At 71.9% G+C, this 14,859-nt stretch carries 10 protein-coding genes; 6 read left to right on the top strand and 4 right to left on the bottom strand.

Annotation, left to right across the window (positions count from 1 at the left end; translation table 11 throughout):
- Positions 1 to 414: 414 nt before the first annotated feature.
- Complete coding sequence (locus tag ABTX78_RS20660; RefSeq protein ID WP_352208226.1) at positions 415 to 1,038, top strand: winged helix-turn-helix domain-containing protein; 624 nt, start codon at positions 415 to 417, stop codon at positions 1,036 to 1,038.
- 84 nt (positions 1,039 to 1,122) lie between these two features.
- On the opposite strand, the gene ABTX78_RS20655 is transcribed toward ABTX78_RS20660, so the two are convergent.
- Positions 1,123 to 2,535, bottom strand: coding sequence for a PepSY-associated TM helix domain-containing protein (locus ABTX78_RS20655; RefSeq protein ID WP_352208225.1), 1,413 nt, complete (start codon positions 2,533 to 2,535; stop codon positions 1,123 to 1,125).
- 45 nt (positions 2,536 to 2,580) lie between these two features.
- The gene (locus tag ABTX78_RS20650; RefSeq protein ID WP_352208224.1) at positions 2,581 to 3,174 is read right to left on the bottom strand and encodes a hypothetical protein; all 594 of its coding nucleotides are present in this window, start codon (positions 3,172 to 3,174) and stop codon (positions 2,581 to 2,583) included.
- A 297-nt stretch (positions 3,175 to 3,471) separates the two neighbouring features.
- Here ABTX78_RS20650 and ABTX78_RS20645 point away from each other — a divergent pair, with 297 nt between their 5' ends.
- Positions 3,472 to 4,467 (top strand): NAD-dependent epimerase/dehydratase family protein, encoded by a 996-nt coding sequence (locus ABTX78_RS20645; RefSeq protein ID WP_352208223.1) that lies wholly within the window; start codon positions 3,472 to 3,474, stop codon positions 4,465 to 4,467.
- 577 nt (positions 4,468 to 5,044) lie between these two features.
- Here ABTX78_RS20645 and ABTX78_RS20640 read toward each other — a convergent pair.
- The gene (locus ABTX78_RS20640) at positions 5,045 to 7,201 is read right to left on the bottom strand and encodes an MMPL family transporter (protein ID WP_352208222.1); all 2,157 of its coding nucleotides are present in this window, start codon (positions 7,199 to 7,201) and stop codon (positions 5,045 to 5,047) included.
- 249 nt (positions 7,202 to 7,450) lie between these two features.
- Between ABTX78_RS20640 and ABTX78_RS20635 the strand changes: the two genes are divergently transcribed.
- From ABTX78_RS20635 to ABTX78_RS20625, 3 genes are all read left to right on the top strand, one after another.
- Entirely contained in the window at positions 7,451 to 8,719 is a 1,269-nt protein-coding gene (locus ABTX78_RS20635; RefSeq protein ID WP_352208221.1) for a sensor histidine kinase, read from the top strand.
- On the top strand, positions 8,704 to 9,351 hold the full coding sequence (locus ABTX78_RS20630) for a LuxR C-terminal-related transcriptional regulator (protein WP_352208220.1): 648 nt from the start codon (positions 8,704 to 8,706) through the stop codon (positions 9,349 to 9,351). The genes ABTX78_RS20635 and ABTX78_RS20630 overlap by 16 nt, the downstream gene beginning before the upstream one ends.
- 167 nt (positions 9,352 to 9,518) lie before the next feature.
- Positions 9,519 to 11,060: a DUF1996 domain-containing protein gene (locus ABTX78_RS20625; protein WP_352208219.1), complete on the top strand. Its 1,542-nt coding sequence runs from the start codon at positions 9,519 to 9,521 to the stop codon at positions 11,058 to 11,060.
- A 104-nt stretch (positions 11,061 to 11,164) separates the two neighbouring features.
- On the opposite strand, the gene ABTX78_RS20620 is transcribed toward ABTX78_RS20625, so the two are convergent.
- Positions 11,165 to 11,650 (bottom strand): hypothetical protein, encoded by a 486-nt coding sequence (locus ABTX78_RS20620; protein ID WP_352208218.1) that lies wholly within the window; start codon positions 11,648 to 11,650, stop codon positions 11,165 to 11,167.
- 102 nt (positions 11,651 to 11,752) lie between these two features.
- Between ABTX78_RS20620 and ABTX78_RS20615 the strand changes: the two genes are divergently transcribed.
- Positions 11,753 to 14,851, top strand: coding sequence for an alpha-N-acetylglucosaminidase TIM-barrel domain-containing protein (locus tag ABTX78_RS20615; RefSeq protein WP_352208217.1), 3,099 nt, complete (start codon positions 11,753 to 11,755; stop codon positions 14,849 to 14,851).
- The last annotated feature ends 8 nt before the right edge of the window (positions 14,852 to 14,859 follow it).

The raw sequence follows: 14,859 nt of genomic DNA, 5'->3' as shown, positions 1-14,859 counted from the left end.
ATCAGCAGGACGAGCCCTCCTCGCACGACCTGCTGATCGTCCGCGATCAGGACTCTGATCCGCTCGCTGGGCCGCGCCATGCCGGGACGCCGGTACCGGCGGGCGCCCCTCGCTGTCCCCGGCGGCCAGGTCGTTTCGCGCGATCCGCGTCTCGTTCTGTGAGAGAGCACCTCCTTCGCACGCCGTTCATCTGATTCAATGAGCCCATGGCCAGCCTTGAGAACCCCGCGACAGGTCGCACCGACCTCGAGCCGTTCTGGCCCTCCCGGCAGCACCACGACTTCGACCGGGAGTGTTGCCGCGCGGTGAACGCGCAGGCCCTCTAAAGCCGTTCCGGCCTTCGGCCAGCGCGCACGACGTACGTCCGTCCTCCGACGACTCGACGACTCCTCCGCGCGAAAGAGCTGACCTCTCATGGCGAACTCCCGTTCCTTCTCCGCCGTCCACTCCCCCGCGGCCGCCGTCCCCACCGTGCGGGGCACCGGCCCCGGCACCCTGAACCCCGGCCGTCACCGGCTGCGTGCCATCGACCGCGACGAGGTCGTGCCGCTCGGCGGCCTCGGCACCCTCGGCGGCCTCGTTGACGTGATGGACCTCCTGCCGCCGGGCGCCACCTGGCTGCCCGCGCCGCAGCACAATGTGGCCGGGCTGCCTGGCCGGCCGCCGATGCTCGGCTATCTGGTCCTCGTACCGGCCGAGCAGCAGGCCCCCGCCGGGCCGCTGCCGGAGGCCGGGCGCCTCGACACGGGCGAGAGCGCCGGTCCCGTACGGATCGACGCGTCCGAGCGCACCGCGTACGTGGACGGCCGGATGCTCGACCTCACGTATCTCGAATTCGAGCTGCTGGCACACCTGGTGGCGCATCCGCAGCGGGTGCACACCCGCGACCAGCTGGTGACCACGGTGTGGGGCTACGGCCATGTCGGCGACGGCCGGACCGTCGACGTCCATGTCGCCCGTCTGCGCCGCAAGCTGGGCGCCGAGCACCGCCGCACGATCCAGACCGTACGGCGCGTCGGCTACAAGTACGCGCCCTGATCCGGCGCCTGCCCCGGCCCTCCAGGGGAAGCCGAGGGGCCCGGCCCGCCGTGCGGCGGACCGGGCCCCTCGGCATGAGACCCCTCAGGTACGCGCCCTGACCTTCCGTACGGCGCCGACCGCCGCGTCGACCAGGACGAACGCCAGCAGCGAGATGCCCAGCAGCGGCACGAACCAGCCGACGAGCGCCGTGGCAGCGGCGAGCGGCAGCAGGGCGGTGACGGGCGCCTTCCGCCAGGCGCCCCGCGGTATCGGACGACCGCCGGCGAGCGCGCGTCCCTTCGTGGGCCGGCGCAGCCACCACATGCGGTAGCCCCACAGGATCAGCAGGATCAGGGCGAGCGCGAGGGCGGCCAGGGCCAGCTGGTTGGGCAGGCCCAGGAAGACGCCCATGTGCGCGTCGATGCCGAAGCGGGTCAGCTTGGCGAGCACCGGGTAGTCGGCGAACCGGAGTTCGTCGATGACCTTGCCGTTCGCGGGGTCGACGGCGACGGAGTCGAGATGGACGGGGAACACGGTGTCCGTCTCCTTGACCACATAGCCGGTGCCCTCGGCGGGCATCGTGATCGCCAGTTTGCCGTCGATCCCCGCGGCCTGTGCCGACCGGAGGGCCTGGTCCACGCCGACGTCCGCACCCTGGTGGGCGTTCGCGGCGCCGTCGCCGTGCCCGGCGTGTTCACCGCCGGCGGCGGCGCCGGGCTCGACGGCCGCGGAGACGGCGGGGGTGGCGCCGCCGAGCTGGTCCTGCACCGCACCGATGTTCTCACCCGCGTACCGCGACCAGGTCAGGCCGGTGGCGGAGAGCAGCACGAGGCCGATCACGGCCCACAGGCCGACGGTGCCGTGCCAGGAGAGCGTTGCACGGCGGCCCTTGGTCCCCCGCTCGGGCACGAACAGGGCACGCTTCGAGCTGCGGCGGCGGCCGAGCCACAGCAGCAGACCGCCCAGCGCGACCACCCACAGCCAGCTGGCGGCCAGTTCGCTGTAGTGGCGGCCGACGTCGCCGAGGAGGAGGTCCCGGTGCAGGCTGTCGATCCAGCTGCGCAGCGGGAGGGCGCCCGAACTTCCGTAGGAGGGCAGCTCACCGCGGACCTCCGCGGTGTACGGGTCGACGAAGACGGCGAGGGACTTGCCCTCCTCGACTCCGGGCGCGTCCATCAGGACGCGGGTGGTGGCGCCGTCCTCGGGGCTCGGCCAGACGCCGGTCACCGTGCCGTCGGGCCGGGCGTCGCGGGCGGCCTGGACCTGGGTGCTCAGCGGCAGGGCACGGTCGCCGACCGGGACCTCGAGCTCGTGGCTGTAGATGACCTTCTCGGCCTGGAACGAGAGGGCGTAGAGCAGTCCGCTGGCGGCCGCGGCGAGCAGCAGCGGCGCGATGAGCAGACCGGCGTAGAAGTGGATACGCAGGACGAGGGGTCGCAGGGCGCTCCAGGTGGAGCCCGTCGGGGACTCCTGCTCGGTTTCGGTTCTGCCGTGCGTGGGGGCGTCAATGGCCATGGTGATCCTGGGGAGTTGGTGTCGACGTGGGGAATCGGCCCCAGGTCAGACGGCTGCTCCGGGGGCCGTGGCGCGGGGTGGGAGGAGCGCGGGCGGCCCGCGGCGCACCAGGGTGTGGCCGAGGACGAGGCTCTGGCGGCGGACGGCGTCGTACGGGCGGCGCGCGAGGGGCCGCGGCGGGTCGGGCAGCGCGGGGACGGCGAGCAGGAGCCGCAAGGGCGCGAAGGCCAGGGCACCGACGGCGGCGGCGACCCGGAAAGCGGCGGTCTCGCCACGGGCCAGCCACAGGGCGCAGAGAATCGCGGCGAGGAGGTGGGCGGCGAGCATGCCGCCGGAGGAGTGTCCGAGGAGGCCGTCGACAGTGGTGTCCACAGCCATGGTGTCGGCGGACAGGGAGCCCCGCGGTGTGGGGCCGGTCGCCATGATGCCGGCGGACGTGCTGTGGTGGTGCGGGTGCGAGGAGCCGCCCGTGTGCGGCTGGGCGCTGCTGAAGAGCAGATGCAGCGCACCCTGCACGGTGAGCACACCGGCGCCGATGGCGAGGCCACCCCTGCGGCGGGCGCCCGCGAGCCAGGCCACCGCGGCCGTCACCGCGAACGCGGGCAGCAGCACGGCGAACGGGATGTCCTGCCCAGACATGAACGAATGCCCCATCGCAGCCAATGCGGTGCAGACAGCCGCGAAGAGTGCGGCCCGCAGGGCGCGCATCGGCGACCGGGCATCTGTCATGGTCCGCACATGTTGCCATCCCGCGCCGGGACATGGCACCCGTGGGCGGGATTCGTCACACACACGCCGGCGTTCGCGGGTCGGGCCGGCCTCGGACCAGCCGCGACCGGCCCCGGTCCGCCCCCGACCCGGCGCGATCCGCGTGATTTCTCTTCTCATGGCAGAACTGCTGGTCAGCGGAGGCAGGGGGGAGGCAGAGTCGGGTGCATGAGACTTCTGATGCTCGGGGGTACGGAGTTCGTCGGTCGCGCGATCGTCGAATCGGCCCTCGCCCGGGACTGGCACGTGACCGTCTTCCACCGCGGGCGGCACCCCGCCCCGCCCGGAGTCACGGAGCTGCTCGGCGACCGCACCACGCCGGACGGTCTCGCGGAACTCGCCGAGGGCCGGTGGGACGTGGTCGTCGACACCTGGTCCGCCGCGCCGTCGGTGGCACGGGACTCGGCCCGGCTGCTCGCCGACCGGGTGGGCCGCTACGTCTATGTGTCGAGCTGCTCGGTGTACGCCGCGCCCCATACGGCCGGGTACGACGAGACCGCACCCGTGGTCGACGGCTCGGCGGACGCGGGCGACGTGGCGTACCCGGAGGCGAAACGGGGTGGTGAACTCGCCGTCGTGGAGGCCTTCGGCGAGGACCGCTCGCTGCTGGTGCGTGCCGGGTTGATCATCGGCCCCTGGGAGAACATCGGCCGGCTGCCGTGGTGGCTGCGGCGGACCGCCCGCGGGGGCCCGATGACGGCGCCCGGCCCACGGGACACCCCGTTGCAGTACATCGATGTGCGCGACCTCGCCGACTGGACGCTCTCGGCCGCGGAGGGCGGCCTGAGCGGACCGTACAACCTGGTGAGTGAGGCGGGGCACACGACCGTCGAGGGGCTGCTGGAGGCGTGCGTCCGGGCCACGGGCGCGGACCCGGAGCTGCGCTGGACGGACCCCGAGGTGATCCTCGCGGCGGGGGTGGAGCCCTGGACCGACCTGCCGATCTGGGTGCCCCGGGAGCAGTTGCCGGAGGTGCACAACGCGGTGCACGGGGTCGGGGTCGCCAAGGCGCTGGCGGCGGGCCTGCGGTGCCGGCCGGTCGGGGAGACGGTGGCGGACACCTGGGAGTGGCTCCAGTCGATCGGCGGCGAGGCACCGCAGCGGCCGGACCGGCCGGTGGTGGGTCTGTCCGCGGCGGCGGAGGCGAAGCTGCTGGGCACGTGAACGCGCCGGCGGGGCTGGGATTCCAGCCCCGCCGGCGGTTCGGGCACCGGTGGTCGGCGTCGGGCTGCGCGTCCCCGGGGCGTCCGGGGCGCCGGGGGTCGTGCGCCGGGTGGGGCCCGGGGTGCCGGTTTCGGCCTCGGATCCGGCGTCCGGGGTGCCGGGTTCGGGCGCGGCATCCCGCGCTCCGGGTGTCCGGTTCGGGCGCGGGACACCCCGTGCTCCGGGTGTCCGGTTCGGGCGCGAGGGACGCCGGGTCCGGGCCCGGGATCGGGTGCCCGAGCGCGAGGGTTCGGGCCGGTCCGGGTGTCCGGGTTCGGGAGCCCGGCCCCGGCGCCGGGGTTCGTCTCGGATCAGGCGTTCGGGGCCCCCGGGTTCGGCCCCCCGGGGGCCCAAAGCGCCGACGCCGCACCTGGTCGGGCGTCCAGGTACGGGCGGCGGGGACCGGGGCGGGCGCGCCCCGGGTCTGGTGCCGGGGCGCCCGTCCGGATCCGGCTCCGGCTTCAGGACCCGCGGTCGCGCCCCGTCACCGTGCACGGCCCGGGCCCGCGCGCCCGTCACCCGCGCACCCGTACCGACCTCAGCGCCCCGCCGGCACCGGCGCCGCGTGCCGCCCCTGACCCGCCACCGGCTGCCCCTCGCCGTGGTCCACGCTCGGCAGCCACCGCAGCCCCCTCGGCGTACGCCAGTTGCGTTCCCCGAGCAGCGCCATCACCGACGGCAGCAGCACCATCCGGACGACCGTCGCGTCCAGCAGCACCGCCACCGCGAGGCCCACTCCCATCTGCTGCATGTCCTGCATGGACAGTGTGCCGAAGACCGCGAACACGGCGACCATGATCGCCGCCGCGCCCGTCACCGCGCCGGCCGTACGGCGGATGCCCTCACTGATCGCGGCGCGGGTGTCCGCGCCCCGGTCACGCGCCTCGCGGATCCGGGACACCACGAACACGTGGTAGTCCATCGACAGTCCGAACAGCACCACCAGGACGAACAGCGGCATCCAGCTCTCGATCGCGCCCACGGCCTCGGTGCCGAGTGCGGAGGCTCCCCAGCCGTGCTGGAAGACCGCGGTCATGACGCCGTACGCCGCTGCCACCGAGAGCAGGTTGAGCAGGATCGACGTCACGGCGATGACGTACGAGCGGAAGCAGAGCAGCATCAGGAGGAAGGTGACGGCCGTGATGAAGACGAACACCGGCACGATGCCGCGCTTCAGCTGATCGTTGAAGTCGAGGGACCCCGCCAGCTCACCGCCGACGCGGACCTCCGCGCCGGTGCCGTCGAAGGCGGCCGGGACCCTCGTGTCGCGCAGTTCGGCGAGCGCGGCCTCGGAGCGGTCGTCGCTGCCGTTGCCGGGAAGGTTCACTTCGATCTCGGCGATGTTCTTCGCCGTGTGCACGGTGACGTCGTCGAACTCGGCGAGCGCTTCACGTACCGGCGCGGCGGTGATGTCGTCGGCCTTGACGACCACGAGCGCCGGCTCGGGACCGACCGGGAACGCCTCGGTGATCTTCTCGTGCGCCACCGAGAGGGCGGAGTCCGATCCGAACTGCTTCTCCATGCCGAGCTGTTCGGTCTTCATTCCCAGTGCCGGGGCCGCCAGCACCAGCAGCACGGCGACCGCGCCGAGGGCGAAAAGCCTGGGCCTGTTCAGGACGGGCTTCAGCACGGCGCCCGCGATCGCGCCGCTCTCGTGCACGCCCTTCTTCTTGCGGCGGTTGAGGAAGGGCAGCCGGCCCGCGTCGATCCGGTCGCCCAGCCAGGCCAGCAGGGCGGGCAGGACGGTCACCGAGCCCAGCATGGCGATGAAGACGACGATAATCGTGGCGAGGGCGAACCCCTTGAAGAGCATCAGCCCGGACAGGAACATCCCGGCCATCGCCATCATGACGGTCACCCCGGAGACCAGGACGGCGCGTCCGCTGGTGGCGGCGGCGATCCGCAGGGCGGTGTCGGCGTCATGGCCGGCGGCCCGCTCGTCGCGCTCCCGGCGCAGGTAGAACAGGCAGTAGTCGACTCCGACGGCCAGTCCCATCAGGAACATCACGGAGTACGTCGTCTGGAACAGATGCAACTGGTGGCTGGCGAGGGAGAGAAGGCCGAAGGCCGCCATGCACGCCGTCAGTGCGAGGGCGACCGGCAGCAGGGCGGCGACGACCGCGCCGAAGGCGACCAGCAGAATGCCCAGCGCCAGCGGTACGGCGGTGAACTCGGCTTTCTGGAAGTCCTCGGAGAGCAGGTCGCCGAGCCACTTCTCGGCGCTCGCCCGCCCGAACTGATGCACCTCGACGCCGTCCCGGCCCGCCGCCGTGTCGTGTACGGCGTCGAGCACGGGCTGCACCCGGTCGGGGGCCGTTTCGGCGTCACCCTTGATCTCGAAGCGGATCAGGGCCTCCCGGTCGTTCGCGGAAGGCAGCGGCGGCTCGATCCTCGCTGCCTCGCCGGTCTGCCCGATCGCCTCGGCCAGATCGCGTGCCGTGTCCTTCCAGCCGCCCGCGGTGCGGCTGCTGACCAGGACCAGTTCACCGGCCGGCCGGTCGAGGCCCGCGTCGTCGAGCATCTTCTGGGCCCGTGCGGAGTCGCCCGCGCCCTGCTCGGACTCGGACATCTCGACCATGCCGGAGGCCCCGCCGGCGACGGTGGCCAGGACGACGAAGAGGAGCCAGCCGATGATCGCCGTTTTCCGGTGGTGTGCGCTCCACACACCCATACGTGCTGCGAGGTTGCGCCTCATGACGTTTTCGCCCCCATGGTCCATCGAGTCACGCGCCGGGCCGGCGCCGAACATGCCGAACAAGTCGAGTACGACGCTAGAAACCGGCGGGCCCGCGCCCCAGCCGTCAGGACCCCCGTCCACGGAGCCATAGGGCGAGCTCAGGAGGGTGGTGCTGGATACACCCCCGTTCGGGGTCCGGCCCCAGTGCCCCGGCACATGTCCCACGGCCACACTGGGGCCTGAGACCGATCAACGAGGGGAATCCCGATGAAGTCGACGAAGGCACGAGAAGCGGTGACCGCCGGGGCCCAAGGGCTGGCGCTGAGCCTGATGGCACTGATCGGATCGGTCACGCTCTTCGTCCTGACGGTGGTCTCCATCTCCCTGATCCCAATCGGTGTGGGGGTGTTCACCACCCCGCCGATACTCCAGGCGGTGCGGGCGCACACCAATCAGCGCAGACTCCTCGCCGCCCAGTGGTCGCGGACGCGCATCCCCGTCCGGTACCGCCCGTTCCCGCGCGATCTGCGCGGCGGCATCACCGGGCAGGTCGAGCGCTGCACGGTGATGCTGAAGGATCCGGCGACCTGGCGGGACCTCCAGTGGATGCTGGTCGACATGACGGCGGGCGCCATCGTCGCGCTCCTCGCGCCGGGGCTGATCCTGGAGGGTGTCTTCGGTCTGCTGCTCGCGGCCGGTCTGTGGAACCCGATCGTCGACGCGGCGGGCACGTACTGGTACGCCTTCATCCCCGTCACCGGCTGGGGCACGGCGGGCCTCGCCGCCCTGCTCGGCCTGTTCTGGCTGCACCTGGCCCTGAGGGCCAACCCGGTACTCGTACGCGCCCACTTCAAGATCGCCGGCTCGGTGCTGGTCCCGAGCCGCGAGGACGAGCTGGAGGAGCGCATCGACCGGCTGACCGAGACCCGGCACGACGCCCTGGACACCTCGGCGGCCGAACTGCGCCGCATCGAGCGCGACCTGCACGACGGGGCCCAGGCCCGGCTGGTCGCGATGGGCATGAGCCTCGGCACCGTCGAGGCCCTCATCGAGAAGGACCCGGCGCAGGCGAAGGAGCTCATCTCCAAGGCCCGGGAGTCCTCCGCGGAGGCGCTGACCGAGCTGCGCGACCTGGTCCGCGGCATCCACCCACCGGTGCTCGCCGAACGCGGGCTGGGCGACGCGGTGAAGGCGCTCGCGCTGCGGCTGCCGGTGCCGGCCGAGGTGGACGTGGATCTGCCGGGCCGCGCGGACGCACCGGTGGAGTCCGCCGCGTACTTCGCGGTCAGCGAGGCCCTGACGAACGCGGTCAAGCACGCGGAGGCGGACCGGCTGTGGATCGACGTGTCGTACGCGGACGGTTCCCTGCGGATCGCCGTCACCGACAACGGCGGCGGCGGGGCGCGGATCGGGGCCGGATCCGGTCTCAGCGGTATCGAACGGCGACTCGGTACATTCGACGGAGTACTCGCCGTCAGCAGTCCCGCAGGCGGCCCGACCATGGTCACCATGGAGATCCCTTGCGAGTTGTTCTAGCCGAAGACCTGTTCCTGCTGCGCGACGGTCTGGTGCGCATGCTCGAGGCGTTCGGCTTCGAGATCCTGGCCGCGGTGGAGAGCGGGCCCGAACTGTCCAAGGCACTCGCGGAGCTGGAACCGGACGTCGCGGTCGTCGACGTCCGGCTGCCGCCGTCCCACACGGACGAGGGGCTCCAGTGCGCTCTGGCGGCGCGCCGGGCGAGGCCCGGGCTGCCGGTGCTGGTGCTCTCCCAGCATGTGGAGCAGTTGTACGCGCGGGAGTTGTTGGCCGACGGCAACGGCGGGGTCGGCTACCTCCTGAAGGACCGGGTGTTCGACGCGGAGCAGTTCATCGACGCGGTACGGCGGGTCGCGGCGGGCGGTACCGCGATGGACCCGCAGGTGATCTCCCAACTACTCAGCCGCAGGGCCCGGGACGAGCCGATGGGCGGTCTGACCCCACGGGAGCGGGAGGTCATGGAGCTGATGGCGCAGGGCCGGTCCAATGCGGCGATCGCCGGTCAACTCGTGGTCACGGAGCGGGCGGTGGCCAAGCACACCTCCAACATCTTCGCCAAGCTGGGGCTTCCGGTCTCGGACGACGACAACCGCCGCGTCCTCGCCGTTCTGGCCTACCTCGACCACGGCTGAGGGGGGCCGCCCTCCTTCCGCTCGGTATGCCGGATTCGGCAATGGAGATTTCTACGAATCCCGGATCGCTTTGAACACCCCATGAGCCCCACCCGTATGGAACGTTGCGCTTCTCCCTCTGCCGGGACCCCCCAAACCCACACCCGGCAACGAAGCAGAGGAGTTCCATGGGACGCAATACGAGAAAACGCTCAACGCTGGCGAACCGGGCGATCGTCGCCTCGGCCGCTCTGATCCTGGGCGGGGGTGGGCTAGTGGCGGTCAACTTCTACGCATCCGCGGGTGAAGGCTGGTCATCCGGTCCGCGAACGCAGCGGGCCGAGAATACCGGTCGACAGGTGTCCACCATTGACTGCCCCGAGGTCGCCAACGAACTTCCCCGTGACATGCCCAGGCAGGCACGCGGAGAAGTCGACCGTGAACTGGCGGCGATCGACAGCCAGATCACGGACGCGTACCAGAAGTTCGCCGATCAGAAGGAACAGATTCAGCGTGATCCGCGGTTGGCGGAGAACGCGATTCTCAATCCTCTGAAGGACAAGCGTCAGGCGAGCATCGACCGGATCGCGACCGCCATCGGCCGAGGTGGCGACAGGCCGCAGGGGATGGAGAACCTCGCTCCCTGTTCGCTGCGTGATGACGGCAACGACCAGGGCGACGGCCAGAACCAGGGAGACAACCAGGACGGCAATCAGGACCAAGGCCAGGACGGCGGACAGGACCAGGGCCAGGACGGCGGTCAGGACCAGGGCAACGGCGGACAGGACCAGGGTCAGGACAACGGCGGACAGGACGGCGGACAGGACAACGGCGGCCAGGCCGGCAACGGCCCCCAGGACGACGACTTCGTCGACATCCAGTCCGTCGAGCCGAACGTCGATCAGCCGCAGCAGGGCAATGACGCCTCCACGGGCTCCTTCGCCACCGACTGCGGTGTGAACGAGAACGGCAAGTTCAATCCGGACAACGTCATCGTCGCCCCCGGTGTCGCCAATGGCGCGCACCATATGCACGACTACGTCGGCAACCAGGCGAACGACGCTTTCGCGAGCGACGACGATCTCGCCAATGGCGACACCACCTGCCAGAACCAGGGTGACAAGTCGACCTATTACTGGCCGGTGCTGCGTCTGCAGAACGGCCAGAACGAGAACGACGCCAATGCGGACGGCGGCGGCAAGGACCAGAACGTCGGTGAGATCCAGCAGCCTTCCGAGGTCACGCTGAACTTCGTCGGCAGCCCGGTCAGCAAGGTCACCGCGATGCCGCGCTTCCTGCGCATCATCACCGGTGACGCCAAGGCGTTCACCAATGGTGACGCGAATGCCAATGCCTCCTGGAGCTGCACGGGATTCGAGGACCGCCAGTTGAAGGACAAGTACCCGATCTGCCCCGAGGGCAGCCAGGTGGTGCGTTCCTTCAAGTTCCAGAGCTGCTGGGACGGTCAGAACATCGACAGTGCCAATCACCGCACCCACGTGGCGTTTGCGAACGAGGACGGCGAGTGCGGTGACGGCTTCCAGGCGATTCCCCAGCTGGTGCAGCGGATCGTGTACGACGTGCCTCCGGGCCCGGGTTTCGCGGTCGACTCCTTCCCCGAGCAGCTGCACAAGCCGATCACGGACCACGGCGACTTCATCAACGTCTTCGACGACAACGTGATGGACGAGCTCGTGGACTGCATCAACAACGGCCAGAAGTGCCAGTGACCCTGCCCGGGTGACCCACCCGGACCGGCCGGAACGGCCCCCCTGAACAGGGGGGCCGTTTCCTGTGTCCGGCCCCCCTGCCGCTGCCGCGCGGCCGCGCGGGCTCAGCCGCCGTGGTGCCCGGTGTGCCCCGAGTGGTCCTTGCTGGGCTCGCCGCTTCCTCCGCCGGAGCCGTGCTGGACGCCGGTCTCCACCGAACCGCCGAGCCGGCCGCGCAGTGCGGTGACGACCTTCGCGTCGCCGACGGCGATCCACTTGCGGCCCACGAGGTAGGAGCCGCCGTAGTCGTTGGCCTCGTTCAGCCATTCGCGCTGGCCGCGGTCGGTGGCGAAGGTGGCCAGCACGTACTTGCCGTCACCCGTGGTGCAGTTCGCCTGCCGCAGCTCTTTCGCATTCGTCTGGATGTTCGGTTTGCACTCGGCCTTCGCCGCGATCTGTTCGAGCGTTCCGGTCGCCGTCTTCGGAACCTTCTCGTCGCCACGCCCGTCACCGTCGCCGGAAGATCCGCACGCCGTGGCCACGGTCAGGGCCAGAACTGCCAGTGCCGCGCGGGCTGTACGCCTCGCGCCTGTCCTCGTACTCGTCCGCATCCGGCCATCGTGCCCCTTCACCACCGATCCGGGGAGTCGAACGGCGGGTAACCTGCGCCACGCACGCACCGCTTGTGACGTGGGCAACACGGAGGATTGCTGATGTTCGAGCTGTCGAGACGTACCGTGCTGGGCACCGCGGGGGTGCTCGGTGCAGGTGCCGCCCTCGCCGGCCAGGCCCCGGCCGCCGCCGCACCACTGCCCGCCGCACCGCCCGCCGCCCTTCTGCGCGGGGCGGAGCCCTCCGGCCCGGCCGCGGCGTACGCGGCTCTGCGGCGGCTGCTCCCCCGCCATGCCGACCAGTTCTCGCTGCGGCTCCTCGACGGCCCCGAGCGCTTCCGGGTGACCGGCTCCACCGGCCGTGTCGAGGTCACGGGCACCTCCGGCGCCGTCCTGCTCACCGGCGTGCACTGGTATCTCAAGTACGTCTGCCGGGCGCACATCTCCTGGTCGGGCAGCAACCCCGCACTGCCGCACCGGCTGCCGGCCCCCGGCCGTCCGCTGGAGCGGTCGGCGACCGTCCCGCACCGGTTCGCGTACAACGACACCCACGACGGCTACACCGCGCCCTACGCCGACTGGGCACGCTGGGAGCGCCTCCTCGACGTCCTCGCCCTGCACGGCTGCAACGAGGTGCTGGTGACCCCCGGGCAGGAGGCCGTCTACCACCGGCTGCTCATGGACTTCGGCTACTCCGACACCGAGGCCCGCACCTGGCTGCCCGCCCCCTCCCACCAGCCGTGGTGGCTGCTGCAGAACATGAGCGAGTACGGCGGCCCGCTCTCGCAGGCGCTCCTCGACCGCCGCGCCGGCCTCGGCCGCCGGATCGCGGACCGGATGCGCGAGCTGGGCATGCACCCGGTGCTGCCCGGCTACTTCGGGACGGTCCCCGACGGTTTCGTCGCCCGCAACCCCGGCGCCCGGGTCGTGCCGCAGGGGACCTGGAACGGACTGCGGCGCCCCGACTGGCTCGACCCCCGCACCACGGCCTTCACCGAGGTCGCCGCCGCATTCTATCGGCACCAGGCCGAACTGTTCGGCGCAGCAGCCCACTTCAAGATGGATCTGCTGCACGAGGGCGGAAGCGCCGGGGACGTACCGGTGGCCGACGCGGCCCGGGCCGTGGAGAAGTCGCTGCAGACCGCGCATCCGGGCGCGACCTGGGTGATCCTCGGCTGGCAGTCCAATCCGCGGCCCGCCCTGCTGGACGCCGTCGACACCGGGCGGATGCTGATCGTCGACGGACTCTCCGACCTGGACACGGTGACCGACCGGGAGACGGAGTGGGGCGGGGCGCCGTACGCCTTCGGCACCATCCCCAACTTCGGCGGCCGGACGACGATCGGCGCCAACACCGACCGCTGGACGGCCAAGTTCACCGCCTGGCGCGACAAGCCCGGCAGCGCGCTCGTCGGCACCGCCTACATGCCGGAGGCGGCCGAGCGCGACCCGGCCGCGCTGGAGCTGTTCAGCGAGCTGGCATGGCGGCGGGAGCGCATCGACCGGCGGGCGTGGTTCGAGGAGTACAGCCGCTTCCGCTACGGCGGCGACGACCCCGCGGCGCGCGCCGCCCTCGGCACGCTCGCCACGACCGCGTACCAGCTCACGAGCACGGACGGACGGCCGTACGACTCGCTGTTCTGCCGTCGGCCGGGAATGACCGCGGCCGTCGGGACGGCCTTCGACCCGGCCGCCTTCGACCGGGCGTTCGCGGCGCTGCTGGACGTGCGGCCCGGGCTGCGCGACACGGACGCCTACCGCCACGACCTGACCGATGTCGCCCGCCAGGCGCTCGCCAACCGCTCGCGCACTCTCCAGCTGCCGCTGCGTGCCGCGTATCTGCACGGGGACGTGGACACCTTCCGGGCGCTGTCCTCGCTGTGGCTGAGGCTGATGCGGCTGAGCGACACCATGGCCGGCTGCCATCGTGCCTTCCTGCTCGGGCCCTGGCTGGAGGACGCCAAACGGCTGGCCACCAGTGCCGGTGAGGCGGTGGAGCTGGAACGCACCGCCCGCGCCCTGATCACCACCTGGGCGGACCGTCCGGCCGCCGCCCAGCTCAGCAACTACGCCAACCGCGACTGGCACGGGCTGATCAACGAAGTCCATCTCCCGCAGTGGGAGGCCTATCTGGACGAGGTGGCCACCGCGATGGCGGAGGGCCGCGCGCCCACGCCGTTCGACTGGTACCCGGCCGAGGATGCCTGGACCCGGGACCGCCGGCCGCATCCTGTCCGGCCCACGGGCGACGCGTATCGCACCGCCCGCCGCGTCCACGACACCCTGGCCACGGCCCCCTACCAGGGCGTCGTCGAGGTGTCGGTGGACCCGCCGGCCTTCACGCCCGGCAGCGAGGGCACGGTCACGGCCGCCTTCCGCAACCTCAACGGGCTGCGCGCCACCGGCCGCGTCGACCTCGATCTGTCCGGCCTCACCGCCGAACCGCAGGGCGTCACCTGGCTGCCCGGTGTACCGGCGGGCGGGACCGGCTCCGTCGGCTGGCGGGTGACGGCGCCGCCGGAACCGCTCACCGAGCCGCTGCGCGCCCTGCCCTACGAGCTGCGCACACGGTACGGGCCGCGCGGCGAGGAGCGGGTCGCCGTCACCCGCGAGAGAGCCCTGCATGTCGCCGCGCCCCTCGGCCCGGAGTGGCGCACCTTCACCAGCAACGCGGCCGTGTTCGGGCAGTTGGAGGACCGGTTCGCGGTCAACGGCGCGGGCAACGACCTGTGGCGGGGCACCGCGCAGTTCGGCACCGCCTACCGGGAGGGCGCGCTGACGCCGGGCAGGAGCGTGCTGCTCCGGGTCGACGCCCAGGACAACACCGCGTCGTGGGCCCGCGCCGGCATCGTCGTCCGCAACAGCCTGGCCACCCCCGGCGACACCGGCTTCCTCAACCTGGCCGTCACCCCCTCCCAGGGCGTCGCCCTCTCCTACGACACCAACGGCGACGGGACGCTGGACACCTACCGGCGCGTGACGGGTGACCGCGCCCCGGTGCTGCTGCGGCTGACCCGGGGCACGGGCACGTCCTTCACGGGCGCCAGCTCGACGGACGGCGGTACGACATGGCGGACCGTCGCCACGGTGTCCGTGCCCGGGGCTGCCGCCGTGCAGGACGTGGGGCTGTTCATGACGGCCATGAACGGTGGCAGCGGGGCTCGGGGCACGGTGCGGTTCAGCGGATGGTCGCTCCGCTGAGGGCGTCC

The organism is Streptomyces sp. NPDC096193, from assembly GCF_040302905.1.
Classification (GTDB): domain Bacteria; phylum Actinomycetota; class Actinomycetes; order Streptomycetales; family Streptomycetaceae; genus Streptomyces.
Note: the sequence above shows the minus strand (reverse complement) of the source record. Positions and strands in the feature narration are given on the sequence as shown.